Annotated in this window: 17 protein-coding genes; 6 read left to right on the top strand and 11 right to left on the bottom strand. The window is 61.4% G+C overall.

Annotated elements, in window-relative coordinates; translation table 11 throughout:
- Nucleotides 1-6: 6 nt before the first annotated feature.
- Together ACTHN9_RS01660 and ACTHN9_RS01665 are read right to left on the bottom strand one after the other, a co-directional pair.
- Entirely contained in the window at nt 7-1,299 is a 1,293-nt protein-coding gene (locus ACTHN9_RS01660; RefSeq protein ID WP_440535010.1) for an NRAMP family divalent metal transporter, read from the bottom strand.
- Nucleotides 1,300-1,430: 131 nt separating this feature from the next.
- Nucleotides 1,431-2,261, bottom strand: coding sequence for an oxidoreductase (locus ACTHN9_RS01665; protein ID WP_440535011.1), 831 nt, complete (start codon nt 2,259-2,261; stop codon nt 1,431-1,433).
- A 150-nt stretch (nt 2,262-2,411) separates the two neighbouring features.
- On the opposite strand from ACTHN9_RS01665, the gene ACTHN9_RS01670 reads away from it, so the two are divergent.
- Nucleotides 2,412-3,323 (top strand): AraC family transcriptional regulator N-terminal domain-containing protein, encoded by a 912-nt coding sequence (locus ACTHN9_RS01670; protein ID WP_440535012.1) that lies wholly within the window; start codon nt 2,412-2,414, stop codon nt 3,321-3,323.
- Between the two features lie 72 nt (nt 3,324-3,395).
- Here the strand turns inward: ACTHN9_RS01670 and ACTHN9_RS01675 are convergent, their stop codons facing one another.
- Entirely contained in the window at nt 3,396-4,571 is a 1,176-nt protein-coding gene (locus tag ACTHN9_RS01675) for a surface-adhesin E family protein (protein ID WP_440535013.1), read from the bottom strand.
- A gap of 466 nt (nt 4,572-5,037) precedes the next feature.
- Here ACTHN9_RS01675 and ACTHN9_RS01680 point away from each other — a divergent pair, with 466 nt between their 5' ends.
- Nucleotides 5,038-5,904 carry a cytochrome c oxidase assembly protein gene (locus tag ACTHN9_RS01680; RefSeq protein ID WP_440535014.1) on the top strand — a complete coding sequence of 289 codons (867 nt, stop codon included), beginning with the start codon at nt 5,038-5,040 and terminating at the stop codon, nt 5,902-5,904.
- Here ACTHN9_RS01680 and ACTHN9_RS01685 read toward each other — a convergent pair.
- Nucleotides 5,849-6,979, bottom strand: coding sequence for a Rieske 2Fe-2S domain-containing protein (locus ACTHN9_RS01685; protein WP_440535015.1), 1,131 nt, complete (start codon nt 6,977-6,979; stop codon nt 5,849-5,851). The two genes, ACTHN9_RS01680 and ACTHN9_RS01685, sit on opposite strands and share 56 nt — an antisense overlap.
- A 117-nt stretch (nt 6,980-7,096) precedes the next feature.
- Nucleotides 7,097-7,543, bottom strand: a complete 447-nt coding sequence (locus tag ACTHN9_RS01690; protein WP_440535016.1) for a MarR family winged helix-turn-helix transcriptional regulator — start codon at nt 7,541-7,543, stop codon at nt 7,097-7,099.
- A 103-nt stretch (nt 7,544-7,646) separates the two neighbouring features.
- Between ACTHN9_RS01690 and ACTHN9_RS01695 the strand changes: the two genes are divergently transcribed.
- Nucleotides 7,647-8,264 (top strand): glutathione S-transferase family protein, encoded by a 618-nt coding sequence (locus tag ACTHN9_RS01695; RefSeq protein ID WP_440535017.1) that lies wholly within the window; start codon nt 7,647-7,649, stop codon nt 8,262-8,264.
- A gap of 44 nt (nt 8,265-8,308) precedes the next feature.
- Here the strand turns inward: ACTHN9_RS01695 and ACTHN9_RS01700 are convergent, their stop codons facing one another.
- From ACTHN9_RS01700 to ACTHN9_RS01710, 3 genes are all read right to left on the bottom strand, one after another.
- Entirely contained in the window at nt 8,309-10,675 is a 2,367-nt protein-coding gene (locus ACTHN9_RS01700) for a DNA polymerase II (RefSeq protein WP_440535018.1), read from the bottom strand.
- A 150-nt stretch (nt 10,676-10,825) separates the two neighbouring features.
- Complete coding sequence (locus ACTHN9_RS01705; protein WP_440535019.1) at nt 10,826-11,578, bottom strand: hypothetical protein; 753 nt, start codon at nt 11,576-11,578, stop codon at nt 10,826-10,828.
- 191 nt (nt 11,579-11,769) lie between these two features.
- Nucleotides 11,770-12,255, bottom strand: coding sequence for a L,D-transpeptidase family protein (locus tag ACTHN9_RS01710; protein WP_440535020.1), 486 nt, complete (start codon nt 12,253-12,255; stop codon nt 11,770-11,772).
- Nucleotides 12,256-12,405: 150 nt separating this feature from the next.
- Here ACTHN9_RS01710 and ACTHN9_RS01715 point away from each other — a divergent pair, with 150 nt between their 5' ends.
- The gene (locus ACTHN9_RS01715; protein ID WP_440535021.1) at nt 12,406-13,344 is read left to right on the top strand and encodes an alpha/beta hydrolase family protein; all 939 of its coding nucleotides are present in this window, start codon (nt 12,406-12,408) and stop codon (nt 13,342-13,344) included.
- Here ACTHN9_RS01715 and ACTHN9_RS01720 read toward each other — a convergent pair.
- The 3 genes from ACTHN9_RS01720 to ACTHN9_RS01730 form a co-directional block, all read right to left on the bottom strand.
- Complete coding sequence (locus ACTHN9_RS01720; protein WP_440535022.1) at nt 13,280-14,281, bottom strand: sterol desaturase family protein; 1,002 nt, start codon at nt 14,279-14,281, stop codon at nt 13,280-13,282. The genes ACTHN9_RS01715 and ACTHN9_RS01720 overlap by 65 nt on opposite strands.
- 112 nt (nt 14,282-14,393) lie before the next feature.
- Nucleotides 14,394-15,098, bottom strand: a complete 705-nt coding sequence (locus ACTHN9_RS01725) for a LytR/AlgR family response regulator transcription factor (protein ID WP_440535023.1) — start codon at nt 15,096-15,098, stop codon at nt 14,394-14,396.
- Nucleotides 15,086-16,162 carry a sensor histidine kinase gene (locus ACTHN9_RS01730; RefSeq protein ID WP_440535024.1) on the bottom strand — a complete coding sequence of 359 codons (1,077 nt, stop codon included), beginning with the start codon at nt 16,160-16,162 and terminating at the stop codon, nt 15,086-15,088. Before ACTHN9_RS01730 ends, ACTHN9_RS01725 begins: the two co-directional genes overlap by 13 nt.
- 234 nt (nt 16,163-16,396) lie before the next feature.
- On the opposite strand from ACTHN9_RS01730, the gene ACTHN9_RS01735 reads away from it, so the two are divergent.
- Together ACTHN9_RS01735 and ACTHN9_RS01740 are read left to right on the top strand one after the other, a co-directional pair.
- The gene (locus ACTHN9_RS01735) at nt 16,397-17,101 is read left to right on the top strand and encodes an ABC transporter ATP-binding protein (RefSeq protein WP_440535025.1); all 705 of its coding nucleotides are present in this window, start codon (nt 16,397-16,399) and stop codon (nt 17,099-17,101) included.
- Nucleotides 17,098-18,501 carry an ABC transporter permease gene (locus tag ACTHN9_RS01740; protein WP_440535026.1) on the top strand — a complete coding sequence of 468 codons (1,404 nt, stop codon included), beginning with the start codon at nt 17,098-17,100 and terminating at the stop codon, nt 18,499-18,501. Before ACTHN9_RS01735 ends, ACTHN9_RS01740 begins: the two co-directional genes overlap by 4 nt.
- Nucleotides 18,502-18,514 lie beyond the last annotated feature (13 nt).

Consider the following 18,514-nt stretch of genomic DNA (forward strand, 5'->3'; position numbering starts at 1 on the left):
TTTTTATCAGTTGGGGACCACGAGACCCACCGCTGCGATCGCCATGGCGATCGTCGCGAGCCACCCGCCCCAAGCGAGCGGGCCTTTGATGGCGAACTCGCCCATGACGTGCCGGTTGCGGGCCAAGAGCATGATGATGACCATGATGGGTACCGCGCTGACGCCATTGATGACCGCACTCCAGTAAAGCGCACGAATAGGATCGAAGTGCATGAACGTAATCGCGACACCGCCGACGATGGAAAGCGCGATCACGCTATAAAACTGGCGGGCCAGCGCCAAGTGCAGGCTCAAACTGCTGCGCCAGCGAAAGCTGCCCGCGGCCGCGTAGGCCGCGGACCCGGCGAGGACCGGCAGCGCGAGCAGTCCCGTGCCGATGATGCCCAGTGCAAACAGGGCGTAGGCGAAGCGGCCTCCGATGGGCTCGAGCGCCTTCGCCGCGTCGGCCGATGTTTTCACGTCGATGTGATGCAGATGCAAGGTCGCCGCGGCGGTCAATACGATAAAAAACGCGATGACGTTCGACACGCCCATGCCGACCCAGGTATCGAAATTGATGCGGCGCAATTGCGCCGGCGCCTGCTGTGGGAAGCGGCGCAACGGCTTTTGACCGGGTTCGGAGCGCATCTCTTCCACTTCCTGCGAGGCCTGCCAAAAGAAAAGGTACGGGCTGATGGTGGTGCCCAATACGGCCACGATCGTCGTCAAGTAATCCGAACTTAGCGAGAAGTGCGGCATGACGATCGCCCGCGCGACATCGCCCCAGTGAATCGGCACGATGAGGGCGACGGCGACATAGGCGAGCAGCACCAAGGCGGTCCATTTGAGCAGGCGTGCGTATCGATCGTACGGAACGAAGATCTGCAAAACGACGGATAGCCCACCGAGCAGGACGACATTGAATTGCTGCGGCATACCGACGAGCAGCTGCATGGCCGCGCCCATTGCCGATAAGTCGGCGGCGATGTTGATGACGTTGGCGACGATCAGGAGCGCCACCGCGCCGTAGAGCAAAGACTTGGGATAGTGCGCCCGCATGTTCGATGCGAGCCCCTTGCCTGTCACGCGGCCGATGCTGGCGCTGACCAACTGGATCGCCGCCATGAGCGGATAGGTCAGGAGCAGGGTCCATAGCAAATTGAACCCGAATTGCGCCCCGGCCTGCGAATACGTCCCGATCCCGGACGGATCGTCATCCGCAGCGCCCGTGATCAAGCCGGGGCCCAGGCGCCGGATCCAAGAGCGCTCGATCGGGTCTTTGACTGCCTCTTCCGGCACCGTGATTTTGTCGTCTGTCACCGAAACCTCCCCAGGTCGTCAAGCTCAGAGCAAGTAGCGGGCCCACGGAAGTAGCTGAAGTTCGGCCTGCAATACGAGCCATGCGGTGAAGGTGCCATTTCGACGCGTTTAGCCGCGAACGGCGGTGTCTTTTAACCGTCCGTCGAAACGGTCACGGGTTCCCATTCGCGAAATTCCGCCGCGAGCACCGCCAGCTTTTCTTGCACCAGCGCGAGTGCGTCGCTGCCGAGCAGGAGGTGTGCAGGCGGGTGGTCCGCAGAAATCGCCGTGAGCATCGCGCGCGCCGCTTTCTTTGGATCGCCTAATTGTTTGCCGCTTTTGTCCTCTCGCACTTTGCGGATGGGATCGAACAATTCGTCGTAGTCGGCGATCGAGCGCGGCGTGCGGGTCATTGAGCGACCCGCCCAGTCAGTCCGGAACGAGCCCGGGGCAACCGCGGTCACCGCGATGCCGAAGGGCTTGAGTTCTTTGCCCAGTGCCTCGGATATGCCCTCCAGCGCGAACTTGCTGCCGCAGTAGTACGCGATGCCCGGCATGGTGATATAGCCACCCATCGATGTGATGTTCAGAATATGACCGCGCCGGCGCGTGCGCATGCAGGGTAGGACGGCCTTCATCATGGCGACCGCACCGAATACGTTGACGTCGAACTGGCTGCGCAACTCCGACAGCGGCGATTCTTCCATGATGCCTTCGTGTCCGTACCCGGCGTTGTTGACCAGAACGTCGACGGGTCCCACGGCCCTTTCGATTTCCGCTACGACGCCATCGATCGCGTCGAAGTCGGTCACGTCTAGCACGCGCCCGTAAGCCCGGCTGTGAGCAGACTCGAATTCGCGCCTCGCTTGCTCGCTTCTTAGCGTGCCGACGACCGTATGACCCTGTGCCAGGGCCTCTAGCGCGAGCGCACGGCCAAAGCCGCTGCTGACGCCGGTGATGAGAAGCGTTTTGCCCGATGTCATGGGTGGTTCTCCAAATAACGAATGGAGCGTGCATGCTAGTCTTACCTAAGACGGCGGATAAGCCGAAATACGCTATTTTTCTTGCCTAAAGCTATGAGTGCGAAATGCAGTGCCGGCGGGCCGGGTCGAGGTTCTCAGAGCCGGAAACGGATGGTTGCCCTGCTCGGCGCGTTGGCCCCCGAAGAGGGCTACAACCTGACCGTCCTGCCGAGCCTTCGCATCCTTCGATCGAACCGGGCGTTGTCGCGGACGCCGGTTCTCTACGATCCCGGCATCGTGATCGTGTGCCAGGGCCGCAAGCGCGGGTATTTTGGCGATGAACTCTATCTGTACGACGAGCATCATTATCTGGCCGTATCCGTGCCTGTGCCGTTCAGCATGGAGACCGATGCCACGCAGGAGCACCCGCTGCTCGCGCTGTATTTGCATCTCGAGTTTCCGGTTGCCGCCGAATTGATGGCGCAAATCGAACGGACAGGTGCGGCGCCGCACGTTGAGCCGCCCCGGAGCATGATGTCGACGCCGATGGACGACGCCATGCAGGGGTCCGTCTTGCGATTGCTCGAGGCGTTGCACCGGCCGCTCGATGCGGCGGTGCTGGGGCCGAGCTTGCTGCGCGAAATCTATTTTCGTGTCCTCACCGGGGCGCAAGGAAGCGCGATGCGTCAAGCCTTGGCGATGAGAGGCCAGTTCGGGCGGATCGGCCGATCGCTAAGCCTTATCCATGCCCGATATGCGCAGGCGCTCGATGTGGCGCAGCTCGCGCACGAAGCGGGTATGAGCGTTCCGAGCTTTCATAGCCATTTCAAGGCGATCACACGCGTTTCGCCGATGCAGTACGTGAAGTCGACGCGGTTGCATCAGGCTCGGCTGTTGATGGTTCGGCAAGACTTGACCGCAGAAGCGGCGAGCCATGCCGTGGGTTATACGAGCCCGTCACAGTTCAGCAGAGAGTTCAAGCGGTTGTTTGGGTTGACGCCGGCGGCGGAGACGAAACGGATGCGAGAGAGCTTCTCTATACCCCCGGCATTTGCCGATTCAGCGTATGTGTCGTCGCATTGAGTGGCTGACGGTTTTTTTCACTTGACGCCGCGGTAATACGTCGAAGACCGCCGGCGACTGTTGTGCGCAACGCTATCGTTCGATCGTTACGCTATCGATGGTCGTGTCGCCGACGCCAAAGCTTTTGGATTCCTCGTGAGCGCCGAGGAAATAGCCCAGCGCTTCGATGTAGTATCCCTTTACCGTGTCGCCGTTGAGTCGGGTGCAATCGAGCGGCCACGCCTGCCCGTCGAGCCCGTCGGCCAGGACGCTCGCTTTCACGGCGTCTTTCACCTGGCAGTCCAATCCGGACGTCTGGGGCCTGTCCTCGCCCGGAACATTGACGCCCTCGGTCGCAAAAGAAATTTCGCCACCCTGTCGCCAATCGTTCGCTTTGACGGTTAGCGCTTGCGTCACGTATACGCGTCTATTTTCCGACCGACTCATATTCATCTTCGATTTGAGTTGGACGAATCCGACCATGTCGCGGTCCACGAAGAAGTCCGGACTGTAGATTTCGCGTATACGTGTTATACGGGACGCGGACGGCCGAATGACGATCACCGTTGTGCTCGTGCCGGTCTTGCTCCCTTTCATCGTTTCGACAAGCCGGGCCGATTTGAACGAAGACGGCGCGGGAAGACCGGCGTTGAATCGTTCCGCCGCCGCGATGACGGCGTTCGAAGCCGGCACGCTATCGATATCGAGATCGGCAACAAGGGGCGCTTTTGCGCGCTGCGTGTCACCGCCGATCCCCGTAAAAGTTTCAGGATCGATCGACGGTCCACACGCAACGGCTTTGATCGCGGCTTCATAATCGTCGGTCGAATCGATGGGCGTTTCCACGTCGTCGCGGGCGATCGTATCGTCAGTGACCGCGCCGGCCGGGGTGAAATCGTAGCCGACGGATATTCGAAAGCGGTTCGTCTCGCAATTTACGACGACCTTTTCCCGCTTCGAATCGTACGGGGCATCGTAAGGTGGGTCGAACCGCAATTGAGGATAGTCGTAACGGGTCCAAAACGACGCGATCGGCCCGGACCGTGCGATGCTGCGCGAATCGATTTGAATCAATTTGCCATCGCTGGTGCGTGCCACGTTGACAAGGCGCTCGGGCTGATTCGGCAGATGACATGCCCATTCGAGTATCGGCTCGCCGAACGCCGAAGCGGCCGCGGAAACGAATTGGCTCGCGGCATAGTGTCCGTTGGTATTGCCGTATGCCCGCACGGTGGGTTGACCCGGGCCCGTGATATCGGCCCACGCCATACGAAGTGCGTGGCTTGAACAGTCGAATTCGACAGAGGCTTCGTACCTGAGCAGGCCTCGAGGCGCGAACATCGTGCCACGGTCGATCAAATAGACGTGGGTGCCAATTCTATGGACGGAATCGACCAGGTAGTCGAGGTCGGTTTTAGGGGCGACGGGCCTCCATTCATCCGCTTGGGCGGCCATGCTTGAGAATACCAAGCATGCTAAAAGTGCGCCTACGATTCGTTGGGGTTGCATCGATTCGAAGAGGAGACCAGATGCACGTTTAACGGCGTCGGCGGTTCGAACTTGAGCGATGTCATGGGCACGCGACGGCGTGCGGGAGCAATTCGCAGGAAATCTTGAGTCACGCTTGCGATGCACCGTGGGCGCCGCCGACGTTGGGCGCCCGCGTAGCTGATACCATGCACGGCGTCGTCCTTACGCCGCTTGATCGCCACCTGTTTTCCCGTATTCATTCGCCATGTCGTTTATCCGTTTTCTAGACCCTTGGGAGCCGTCATACGGGCTCGTTGCACTCTTCGTTGTCGCAGCGGTGCTGTTTGCGCGCGGGGCGGGGCGTGTCCGCATGAACGCGTGGCGGCGCGCGGCGTTCTGGATCGGTCTTGCGCTGTTTTACGTGGCGCTTCATACGAAGGTGGACTACTACGCGGAACACCAGTTCTTCGTCCACCGGCTTCAACACCTCGTCTTACATCACTTGGCGCCGCTGATATTGATGGCGTCGTATCCGGGAAGCGCACTGCGGGCCGGCTTGCCGTTCGCATGGCGCCGTCCGTTCAGGCAGTGGCAACGGGGCCGTACCGCACGGATCGCGGCGTTCGTGTTGCTCAACCCCGCATTCATCTCGGCCACGTTCGTCGTCTCGGTGCTCGTTTGGCTGATCCCTTCCGTCCAATTCGTTTCGATGCTCGATTGGCGGATCTATCTGTTCATGAATGCGTCCGTCGCCGTCAGCGGGCTTTTGTATTGGTGGATGGTGCTCGACCATCGGCCCAGCCCGCCAAGCCGCACGCGCCCCGGGTTGCGCGTGCTCTCGCCGATCATCACGATGACGCCGCAGATTCTCGCCGGCGCCGTCATTACCTTCACCTCGCGGGATCTTTACCCGGTGTTCACGCTGTGCGGACGCGCCTTCACTTCGATTCCGCCCGCGCTCGATCAAAGTCTAGGCGGATTGATCATGTGGGTTCCCGCCGCCCTATTGGAGACGATCGGCGCGATGATGGCGTTGCGGCACATGATGCGACTGTCGAATTCGCGGGCGCCTCGCGCTATTCCCCCTCGCCGCGCGCCGCAATCGCGTCCGGCACTTGACGGATCGGTATGACGGCGCGGCCGCCGCAGTTTCGTAAAAGGTCCCGCAGCTCGTTGATGACCGGAAACACCTCGTGATTCCAGTCGGCGCCTTGCCGATCGTGCGCTTCTTGCTCGCGTTCGACGATCCAGCGATCTTCCTTGAAAATGCGCTCCGTGAACCAGACTAGCAGCGGCCAAGCCAAGTCCAGCGCAAACGGGATACCGGGCCGGCGGATGGAGAGCAGGCCGAACGTGCGGTTCGTGCGTTGCTCCGCATCGAGCGGCACATAAACGATCCAGAGGTCCATCACGAGGGTCCCGCTGCCGGAGCGAATCGTGAGCGTTTGGTACGGATAGCCCGTGCGTACCGTCATCACGTCCTGATCGTTTTGGTCGCCCTCCTTCTTGGCCGCGCCGAACACCAGCGCCTCGCCGACGGGCTGCTTGCCCTCCATCCGCGCGAACGTGTAATCCACTTCCACCCAATCGTCGCCGCGTCGACGGCCCAGCGAGCGCGCCCGCATTTGTCCCATCTGACGCCGATGCAGAAACTGATGGTTCATATCCATCAAGTTTTCATGCATGAAGGAATAGTGGCACTTGACCTCGCGGCCGAAGCGGCGGGTTTTGTAGGCTTTGTCCTCCGCCGACGGCAGAGCAGGGAGCGCACGCTCCTCGGCCAGCGCTGCGTCGCCGGGGAAGACGAAGATCAGGCCGTACATCTCGCGGCAAGGGTAGGCGCGCACCCCGTTCGGTAGCCGCTCTTTCCCCAGATACGGGACATCGACGCATTTGCCGGTACAGTCGTAAGTCCAGCCGTGATAGCCGCAGCGGATCGATTCGCCGTCCACCACGCCCGCATGCAGCGGCACTTGCCGGTGCGCGCATCGATCTTCGAGTGCGAAGATCTTACCGGATTGGGTTCGCGCGAGAACGATCGGATCGCCCGCGAAGCGCACCCCGAGCGTCTTGCCGCGCTTCAGTTCGTGCGACCAGGCGAGCGGATACCAGTGATCGGGATGGATCGGCACGCGGCGCAGATCGCGCACGGGCGCGGTTGCGGGCGGGTCGATGGCACTGCTGCGCTGCAACGACATTGCATGCATGCGTGACGCCTCCTTCTGTATCGGGAGCGATGGCCGTGGCCGGGCGTTTTCGTGCCGGCGGACGGGGATCTGGGGGAGTCTACGCGAAACCGGAGATTTGCTCGATAGGGCCGAAAACTACGAAAGTGCGCGTAGCTGACGGCGCAACTGGTCCATCTCCTCCGGCGCGAATGGCTTCTCGATTTCCGCATGCATTTGTTGCCATAAAGGGAACGCTTCGGCGAGCAACCGGTGGCCGGCGGGCGTGAGGCTCAGTAGACGACTGCGCTTATCCGCCGGATCCTGCTCGATGACGACCAAGCCTCGCTTCTCGAGCGGCTTGAGGGCAGCCGTAAGGGTGGTGCGGTCCATTGCCAGCAACGACGCGACGTCCTTCATGGCCGGCGGATGCGGCCGATTGAGGGACATCAGCAACGAAAACTGCCCGTTCGTGAGATTCAGCGGACGCAAGACATCGTCGAATAGCCGCGCGAGGTTGCGCGCCGCCCGTTGCATGTGCAGACACAGACAGCAATCGCGCACCAGCAACGTGGTTTCGAAAGGAAGATTTTTCGAGCGAGGCATGTTGAAATTATGTTGATATCAACCTATCCTGTCAAGGCTCGATGGCGAGCGATATCGGCTCGTTGCACGGGCGAGCGAATTCTTCGAGGATTGGGAGAACGTCATGAAACTGTATGGATTTGCCGGAACCCGTTCGCAGCGCGCCCTTTGGGGGCTCAAAGAGGTCGATGCCGACTTTGAATACATATCGGTCAACCTACTTCAAGGGGAGCAGAAACGGCCCGAATTTATGCGCTTGAACCCCGCGGGAAAAATCCCCGTTCTGATCGACGGCGATCGTGTCATTCCCGAATCGGCGGCGATCGTGCTGTATCTCGCGGAAAAATATCCGCAGAAGGCTTTGATGCCCGCCGATCTAGACCAGCGCGCGCAGGTGTTTCGCTGGGTGATGTTCGCTGTGACCGAACTCGAGCAGCCGCTTTGGAGAATCACGCGACACTCTTTCCTTTATCCCCCGGAGAAGCGCATTGCCGCCGATATCGAGCTGGCCAAAGAAGATTTCGAGACGATGGCCAAGGTGCTCGAATCGCATCTCGATGGCCGTCGCTTCATTGTCGGCGACGCCCTCACGGCGGCCGATTGCGTCACGGCTTTCCTGATCGATTGGGCCAACGAAGTTCGATTGATCGACGCATTCCCGCGCATGCAGGCGTACCTAGAACGCATGTACTCGCGGCCGGAGGCACCGCAAAGGATCGCGCAAGCGCGCGAGGCGGCTTGAGACTGCCCGGGGAAGCCCCGGAGATGCCCGAGGCCGCGTGGCGGTCAGAAAAGCCGCGCCTGACCGGACATGACGGTTTCGAAGTCGATGCCCATGAACACGAGGATCGCATCGGCAACGGGTTGCAGCTGACGTTCGACGTAGAACCCGTAATCGATCGGTGCCGCCAGCGTTTCCAGCGGCTGGGGGCCGGCGACGGTCATGACGTAGCTGATCCATCCGCCGTTCTGGTATTGGAGCGGGCGTCCCTTCGCGCGATTGAATTCGTCGGCTACTCGCGCGGCGCGCACGTGCGGCGGCACGTTGGCCTGATACTCGTGTAGCGGGCGTCGCAGACGTTTGCGGTAGATCAGTTGCTCGTCGAATTCGCCGTTCAACGTCTGCCGAACGTAATCGCGTACGTAGTCGGCATACGGTTCGCGTTTGAATACGCGGCGATAGAGTTCGCGCTGGAACTGCTGCGCAAGCGGTGTCCAATCCGTGCGGACGGTTTCGAGTCCCTTGAATACGACTTCCTCGTTGCCGTTCTTGGCGAGCGTCAGTCCCGCATAACGCTTCTTGCTCCCTTCTTCCGCGCCGCGCACGGTCGGCATGAGAAAGCGCGAGTAGTGACGTTCGTATTGCAGCTCGAGCGCACTCTCGAGCCCATAGCGAACGCTCAGCTCTGTCTTCCACCATGCATTGACATGTTCGACGAGTGCCTGCCCGGTCCGTGCCGCATCCTGCTCGGTGTAGGGCTGTCGCAGCCAGACGAACGTCGAATCGGTGTCGCCGTAAATCACATCGTAGCCTTGCGCTTCGATGAGTTCGCGCGTTTTACGCATGATTTCGTGGCCGCGCATCGTAATCGACGAGGCTAGCCGCGGATCGAAAAAGCGGCAGCCGGTCGAGCCAAGCACGCCGTAAAATGCGTTCATGATGATTTTTAGGGCTTGCGAGAGCGGGGCGTTCTGTTGACGCTTGGCGCGATCGCGGTTCTCCCAGACCTGGCGCACGATCTCCGGAAGGCAGTGCTTGTCTCGGGAAAACCTCGCTCCTAGAAAGCCCGGTATGGATTTCTCGTCGGCCGGATCGGACAAACCCTCGATCAATCCGACCGGATCGATCAGAAAGGTACGGATGATCGATGGATAGAGGCTTTTGTAGTCCAGTACGAGGACCGAGTCGTAAAGGCCGGGCCGCGAATCCATGACGAAGCCGCCCGGGCTGTTCTCGCCCGAGACGTCGCCGAGATTCGGTGCGACGTAACCGAGGCGATGCATTCGCGGGAGATATAGATGTGTGAAGGCCGCCACCGATCCGCCGCTGCGATCTACGGGCAATCCTGTTACCGCGGCGCGTTCGAGCAAAAAGGCTATGAGGTCCGTCTTCTCGAAGATACGCGTGACGAGTTCGCAATCCTTTAAGTTGTAGCGCGCGAGGGCGGGTTTATCTTCGTCGAACCGGCGTTGGATCTCGTCCATGCGCTGGTAGGGGTTGTCGATCGATTTGCCCTCGCCCAGCAACGCCTGAGCGACGTATTCGAGGCTGAAGGAGGGGAAACTCCAAGTGGCCGAGCGCAGCGCTTCGATCCCGTCGATGATGAGGCGGCCGGCCGCCGCGGCAAAGTAGTGCTGCGCCCGTGCACCGTGTTCGCGCCATTCCATCGGCGCACCGCCTCGCCCTAAGCGCAACGGGACGCCGTATTGTTCGGCGTGCTCGCGCAGTATGCGCAAGTCGAATTGAACGAGGTTCCAGCCGATGATGGCGTCCGGGTCGTACTTTGCGATCCAGGCGTTGAGACGCTCGACCATCTGCGCACGATCGTTGCAATATTCGAGCTGGAAATCGAGGCCCGTTGGGTTGCCGTTTTCCGGGGCGAGCATGAAGACCTGGCGCTGTCCGCAACCTTCGAGCGCGATCGAATAAAGTTCGCCACGTGCGCTGGTTTCGATGTCGAGCGAAACCAGGTTAAGGTGCGGGCGATATTGCGTTCCGGGCCTCATCTCGCCGTCGAGTAACCGGCCTTGCTCGTCGGCTTGGCCGCGAAAGAGCACCGGCGCCGTGATGAATCGCTCCATCATGTAGCGATCGGGCGGCTGGACGTCTGCTTCGTAGACATCGACGCCCGCTTGTGTCATGCGCTTGGCCAGACCGACTAGCGAGCGATATTGCTGCGTGTATAGGCCGAAGACCGGGCGCCCGCGAAAATCTTTGAGCGAGAGTGGGCGAAGCTCGGCGCGTGCGTCGCCCTTTAGGATTTGCTCGGCGTGAGTTGCTTGATTCGCGGGGATGAACGCAACGGACGGCGCGTTCCGCAAGCGCAAGAGCCGTGGCCCGGCCTGCGTCGACAGCCAAAATTCCACCTCGGTATGCGTGCCGAGATCGCGCCAATGGCGCGTCAGAATGTAACCCTCCTGGAACTCGGTCAAAGCGATACTCGGCGGTCGGCGTGAACGGAGAGGATTTTAATACGGCGGGGTGCGCCGTATGTCCGTTCTCCGCGGTGATGTGCGGGCCGTTCTTCGTTGTTCGGTTAGCCGGTTAGTCGGTGGCCAAGCGCGGGAGGGTCGGTTCGTCGATTAGATCGATTGCAACGTGGTGACCGGCTTGGGAGGCGCTATTCCATAGAACCGATAGAACGCTGCGATCGGCGCTTCTGCGGCAAGCGCTTGCAACGGAAAGATACTCGCTAGCGTTCGTAGATCGGCCACGGCGGTTAGCCGCTGCATAAAATCTTCGGCGCTGCTCGCTTTGATCGACCCGTGACGATCGAGAAATTGGCCCCATAGCGACATGTTGCGAAACCGGCATTCCGCTTTGGCGCCCGCAACGTACTCCTCAGGAAAGCACCGACGATACGCGCGGAGGTTGTACAGCCACGAAGTTCCAACAACGCGGCGCGCGTCGGGGTTGTTCGCAAAGACGTCGCAAAACAGCGAGCGAAGTTCGGCGAGCCGGATGGGATAGCGTTCAGTGCTCAACGGAGACACGGTGACCGGGTCCCAGTTCTGAAAGTGGATCCGCACGCATTGCGCGTCTTGCATGACATATGAAAAGCAGCCGAAGCTTGGCGTCGTGGGCGGCGATGCCGCCTGTTCGCATCTGGTCAAATAGAAGCGATACGTCCAGTCGGAAATATCCGTTGCCTGGCGCAGCCCGTCCGTGTAGTCCCGCCATATCGAGTCGTACGGATCGAACGCGCGGCCGAGGCCGAAGCGGATGTACAGATTCGTATAGTCCAGTAACGCCCGCTCGAGGGGGATATCGCCCAAGCGGCTCGCGGCCTCGGCGAAGCGGATTTGCAAATCGAAAAACGCTTTTGGGTATCGCATCGAGGGGCGCCGTATCGGAACGGAAAGTCATCGAGTCTAGGCCAAAAGACACCACTGCGTGCTAACGCCTCAAAGCGACCTGGACCATGCCGGGCTGCATTTTTGGATCGGCACCCCGAGCCGCCACGCGAAGCGGTCGTGCACTCCAGCGGCGCGGTACACACCAAGACGACTCCTTCTGTTCGCGCCGCCTATTCCCAGATGTCGACCGGCACGCCCGGTGCGACTAAGTCGAATAGCTCGATGATGTCTGCGTTGCGCATTCGGATGCAGCCGAGTGAGGCGGGTATGCCCATCGGTTCGGAATCGGGGCAACCGTGAATGTAGATGTACCGGCGCATCGTATCGACTTGACCGAATCGGTTGCGTCCCGGCTCGCACCCGCTCAGCCAAATGATACGAGACAGTATCCAGTCTCTGTCCGGCCGCTCGCGGGCTAACGCCGGCGAATAGATTTCGCCTGTCGGCCTGCGGCCGACCAAAACCGAGCCGAGCGGAAGCGCTCGCCCAATCATCGCGCGTATGACGTGCCGTCCGCGCGGAGTGCAGCCGCTACCCATACGTTCGCCAGCGCCGTTCCTCGCGCTCGATATCGGGTATCGGCGGCGAAGTGTTTCCTCGTCCGATAGCGTCAGCGTTTGCGTTTGCAAATCTACGACGATATGCAACGTCGTCATGTCGATCCTTGCGTGTTGATGGCTAATTCAATAGTCGCTTTATAATCGCAGGGGCAACGATACGCAAACTGCCATCGGCGATCGTATGCAATTCGATAGGGGCATTGCCCTAGCATGATCGGACCGTGGCATATCCACGTCGACGGGAACATGATAAGAAGACGATCTCGCCTCACGGTTGGCGCCGCGTTGTTGACTGCCGCACTGTGCTACCCGTTCATTGATCATGCGCTTGCGCAAGCGTCGCCGACATCGGCGGAGCTAACGACGCCGGTCGGCACCCAACCCGAGATCGTGTCGATCGTCGTGCCGGACATGGGGACGTTCGGCGGCGATGTGTCCATGCACACCGAAGTCTACAAGCCCGCGGGTGCCGGGCCGTTTCCCGTGCTCATCTTCTCTCATGGGCGTTCCGCGCAGCGTGCTGAGCGTGCCTTGCTCGAGCATCCGGTGCTAAACGGGCACGTCAAGTATTGGCTAGGCAAAGGCTTCGCCGTCGTCGCACCGATTCGGGTCGGGTATGGACAGACGGGTGGTCCGGATCGCGAAAATTCGGGGGCGCACTTTACGCGCACTGGCCTGTGCGACGGGGTGCCCGATTTTCGACGTGTGGCGAAGGCGGCATCGCAAGACCTATTGGCTACGATTCGCTGGGTGCGTGAACAGTCCTGGGCCGATAGAGAACGCATCGTGCTCGAAGGCCGCTCGGCAGGCGGTTTTGCGACGATCGCTACCGCCGCGACGCATCCGCCGGGCGTCATCGGCTACATCAATTTTTCGGGGGGAACGGGGGGCGCCCCGGAGATCGCGCCCGGGCATAGCTGCGATCCTGAGCAAATGAAGGCGGTGATGGCCGAATTCGGCAAAACCACGACGATTCCCGGCATTTGGCTATACGCGCAAAACGATCTCTACTGGGGTCCAGAAGTACCTCGCGAGTGGTTCGACGCATTCGAATCTAGCGGGGCACCGGCGCAGTTCGTCGACGCGGGCGTTCTACCGGGGCACGATGGCCACATGCTGCTCACCTATGGGCACAAGATGTGGTCCGTGCCGGTCGATCGGTTCTTGAAGCAGTTCGGGTACTAGGCGTCACGTCCAATTCCATGCCGTTAGCGCAATCCCCCACGCCCTCCCTTCGAATAGTGGCGCGCCGCCGCAAGTCCTCCGTCGTCTGCCCCTCGCCATCCGGCCGCCAGCCGGGCGGCGCGATCAGGTAGGCGCCGATCTCCCGCCAAGAACTCGCCAAACGAAGGTCGCGCCATAACGCCCCCCAGTGTTCGAACTCGACCGTGAACAAGCGATGACTCGTCATCGGCTCGACCAGACCGAAGCGGCACGGAACGCTCCTCCTTTCCGCGATATATGTCCCGAACAACCTATCGAACACAATCAGCACGCCGCCATAGTTCCCGTCCAGATACTCGATGTTCGACGCATGGTGGACGCGATGCGCGGATGGCGTGTTGAAAACCCATTCGAGCGGACCCAGCCGCGGAATCCACGTCACATGCAACCAGAATTGATAGAGCAAATTGAGCGAAAGCAACATGAATACGACCGCGGGCGGTAGACCGAACAGCGGCGCCACGGCGAAGAACGCTGTCGATCCCGTCAGTCGTCCGGTCCAGCCGAGCCGATAGGCCGCCGAAAGATTCAATTCATTCGGAGAGTGATGCACGGCGTGTGTACACCAAAACCAACGCATGCGATGGGCCGTGCGGTGGAACCAGTAATAACAAAACTCTTGGCCGATAAAGCAAGCCAGCCATCCGCTCCAATGATTCATCGGCAGTGTCCATAGCCGATGCCGCCAGAACCAGTGGGCAACATCGCCCCAAAAAGCGAGCGGCAACAGCCAGCGCAGCGGATATTCGCGCACGAGAAAATCGACGACGGACACCACCGAAGCTTTCCAATCGTAGCGGCGTAGCCCATCCCGGGCGATCAGCATCAGCGCCTCGACCAGCGAGGCAACGAGAACGAGCGCATTGGCGTACCTGAGCAGGGCGAGTAGCGTGGCCATAGCCGAGTCGTCGAGAGTGAGCGATGCCGGTCAGCCTAGGCCGACGCCTATAGCGCAGCAATCGTTATGGGACGAACAGGGTTTGCCGCGGGGGGAGCCGGATGCTCTCTAGCTATCGACGCAGGCCCTGCAGCAGCGCTTCACGGTATGGCCTGCTGCACGGCACCTGCGCGCCGCTGCGCAGCACGACCGTAGCATCGCCTTTCGACTTCGTGTTCACCGCTTGCACCGCATCGACCGCCACCGCGAAGCTGCGATGCGTACGCACGAAGCCGGCCCCGAGGTCGCGCAGCAAGGCGGTGAGCGTGCGTCGCAACAGCAGGCTCCGCTCTGCAAGATGAATGTCGACATAGTTGTCGGCGGCTTCGAGCCACTCGATATCGGCGCAGCGCACAATATGGGTCGTCCCTCGATCGACGATCGCCAGGTTCGCCGGCATCCCGACGCTCGGGCGAATCGCAGCCAGAGCCGACTTGCGCAGGCGTTGCACCGTGCGCTCGAGGCGCTCGGGATCGACCGGCTTCAACAGGTAGTCGGCCGCTTGCGCATCGAACGCTTTCAATGCATACCGATCGTAGGCCGTGACGAAGACGAGCGCGGGCGCATCGTCCGGCAGCGAGGCCGCCACGTCGAAGCCGTCGACTTCGGGCATCTGCACATCCAAGAAAATCACGTCGGGTCGAAGCTCGGCCGCTAACGATAGCGCGCTTGCGCCATCGGCCGCTTCGCCGACGACGTCCACATCGGAAAATGCTCCGAGCATGTGGCGTAGCTTGGCCCGAGCGGGCGCCTCGTCGTCGACGATCAGTGCGCGCACGGCAAACTCACTTCAACCAAGAGGCCGCCGCCGGCACGCAGCTTCAGCTCGAGGCGCGCTTGCGAGCCATACAACGATTGCAGGCGGAGCCCGAGATTGCCAAGACCGACGCCGCGTCTGTCGGGAAGGGTGTGCAAGTCTCCGTCGTCTTCGATCTCGATCTGTAACCGGCCCATTCGGCACGCGGCGCGCACGACGATATGCGTCGCGGCGCTGCGCCGTTCCACCGAGTGACGGAAACAGTTTTCCAGTAACGGCTGAAGCCCGAGCGTCGGCACGCGACAAGACTGCGCTTGCGGCTCGATGTCCCATGAAATCGATGCGCGGTCGGCAAAGCGCTGGGTCATGATCGCCGCATAGGCGCGCAGCAAGGCAAGCTCTTCTTCTAGCGACTGCTCGACGCGCAGGCTAGCGTCGGTCGTGGCCCGCAACAACGTGGCAAGGCGAGTCAGTAGGCTATCCGCGGTATCGGGATCGCTGCGGATCAGCGACGAGATCGTATTGAGCGCGTTGAACAGGAAGTGCGGTTGCAACTGGTGGGTGAGCTGCGACAGTTGCATCTGCCGTGCGAGGCTGACGCTGCGCTCGGCTGCCAAGCGCTCGTCGGCCCACGCTCGATACGAACAAAGCCCAAAATGAATGCCGCTGAACAGCGCATAGAAAAGAAAGAAATTCGTCGCTTCATAGGCAATGACTTCAGCCCACGGTCCATGCTGGTACCGCTTTCCGGCAAGCGCGTACACACCGATTCGCAGGCCGTACATGGCCACGACGTAGGTGGGAAACTGCACGGGCACCCAGGTCCAAAGCCGGAAAAACCAGTGCAGCGGCCGGCCGAGTAATCGGTCGAGCTGCCTTGCGCGTCGGCGTTGTATGGCGGCGATGCCCGTCGCCACGAGCGCGGCCGAGCCGATTTCGACGAGTGGACGCCAGAACTGCAGCCGACCGCTCCAAAGCGATTGCTGCACGGCAACGGCGAACATGAGCAGCCAAAACGCGGCCCACGGCCATAAGAGGCGTTGGCGGATCGGGCTGGATTCGCTTGCGACGTCGATGGCGGTCATGGAGGTCGTGGATGTGCGCCCGTATGGTAGCCGCAAACGCGCCTGCTGTTCCACCATGACGAAAGTCGACCGGCGTGCGAGCCACCCGGTGCGACGCGCTGCGACACGCTTGCGCACGCATTCATCGCGCTAGTCGACATTTCATCGGCATTGCATGCCGTTCGTCGCATCGACTCGGCAGGCGCCATCGAACCCCTCAAAGTGTGGCCGTCGACAATTCATACGAGGGTGCTTGTGATCGCCGCCAGTCTAAAAAACGCAACCCGGACGTACGGTGCCGGCGCGACGGCTGTATCGGCTTTGCACGAGGCGTCCGTCGATATCGTGGCCAACCGCTTCACGGTTCTGCGCGGGCCGTCGGGCAGCGGCAAGACGACCATGCTCAACTTATTCGGGGGGATCGACCGAGCCACGAGCGGGAAAGTGGCCGTCGCCGGCCAAGAACTCGAGACGCTGCGAGGTCGCGCGCTGTCCGATTTCCGTGCGCGCCATATCGGGTTCGTGTTTCAGTCGTTCAACTTGATTCCCGTTCTGAGCGCTTACGAGAACGTCGAATATCCGCTCACGTTACTGGCCGGATCCAAAGCTAAGCGCCGTGACGAGATCCTGGCGTTGCTCGATGCCGTTGGCGTGGCGCGGCATGCGCGCCGTCTACCCGGGGAACTCTCCGGCGGGCAGCAACAACGCGTGGCAATCGCGCGCGCGTTGATTACGCGTCCCGTACTGGTGTTGGCCGACGAACCCACGGCGAATCTCGATAGCGAGACCGGGGCTCAGATCATTGGCTTGATGCGGCGGATGCAGCGCGAACGCGCCACGTCGTTCGTCTTTTCGTCGCACGATCCGCAATTGGTCGCGTCGGCGGACGACGTGGTCGATATCCGAGACGGACGGATTGTCTCGGTGAAACGGGTGGCGCCGTCGGAGGTCCTGCAATGAAGACCTGGATCCTGGCCTTTCGCAATCTACGGCGCAATCGCCGCCGGTCCTCGACCACACTGCTCGCGATGGTGATCGGGCTGACAGCGGTGCTGCTCTTCGGCGGCTATACGCGCAATATCAACTACGGCCTGCAAACGAGCTTCGTGCGGGACAGCGGACATTTGCAGATTCAACGACGCGGCTACTTCCTATACGGCAGCGGCGACCCGGTGTCGTATGCGATCGCCGATTACATGCGCATCGTCGATGCCGTGCACGACGACCCGCAGCTTCGCTCGATGATCACGGTCGTGACCCCCGTGCTGGCGGTCAACGGTATTGCCGGCAATTTCGCGGCCGGTGTGTCGCGTACCGTGTTCGGCAGCGGAATCGTCGTGGACGAGCAAAGCCGGATGCGCCAGTGGAACGACTACGGTTTTCCGACGCAGCCCGAGCCGTTGGCGTTGGCGTCAACGCCCCCGAACGCGGTCGTGATCGGCACGGGCGTCGCCCGCATATTGCATCTGTGCGCCTCGCTGAAGGTACGCGGTTGCACCGATCCGCAGCCGATACCTGGCGCGTCTACCCCATCTGCCGCGTCCGATGACGTCGTTCGACTAGCGGCTGCCGAGGCGCTATCGCTGCATGCCGATAGGGCGGCGGCACCGGCCGCGCAGATTCAATTGCTGACGTCGAACGCGTACGGCGCGCCGAACGTTGCCGACCTTCACGTTGTGGCAGCTCGCAAGCAGGGCGTGAAGGCGGTCGACGACATGTTTGTCCAATTGCATCTCGCGCAAGCACAGCGCCTGGTTTATGGCGGAGGACAGCCGAGGGTGACCTCGATCGTCGTGCAGTTGCGCCATACCGCCGATATGCGCCGCGCGCGAGAGAGGCTTCTTGCCGTACTGCGCCGCACGCCCGGCGGCGATGCGCTCGACGTGCTCGATTTCGGCACGCTAAACCCTCAATACGGGCAGATCACAGGGATGTTCGGTGCGGTGTTCGGATTCATCGCGCTGCTGATCGCGACGGTGGTGATGTTTACCGTGGGTAATACGATGAACATGGCGGTGATGGAGCGCACGCGCGAAATCGGCACGCTTCGCGCCATCGGTGTGCGCGACGCGGCGGTGAGTCGAATTTTCGTCTGCGAGGGCTTTCTGCTCGGGCTTTGCGGCGCGCTGTTCGGCACGCTGCTCGCACTCGGTGGAGCGGCGCTCATCAATCATGCGGGATTGCATTGGATGCCGCCCGGGCAGACCGATAGCGTGGCGCTGACGGTGCGCGTGTGGGGCGAGAACGCGATGATCGTGCGCAATGCGCTCGGCATCTGGTTCGTGGCCACCGTCTCCGCTTGGTTCCCGGCGCGGCGGGCGGCTCGCATGCCGATCGTCGAAGCGCTGCGCTTCTCGTGATTCATTTCGATTC

This window comes from Trinickia sp. (assembly GCF_051953405.1).
Classification (GTDB): Bacteria; Pseudomonadota; Gammaproteobacteria; order Burkholderiales; family Burkholderiaceae; genus Trinickia.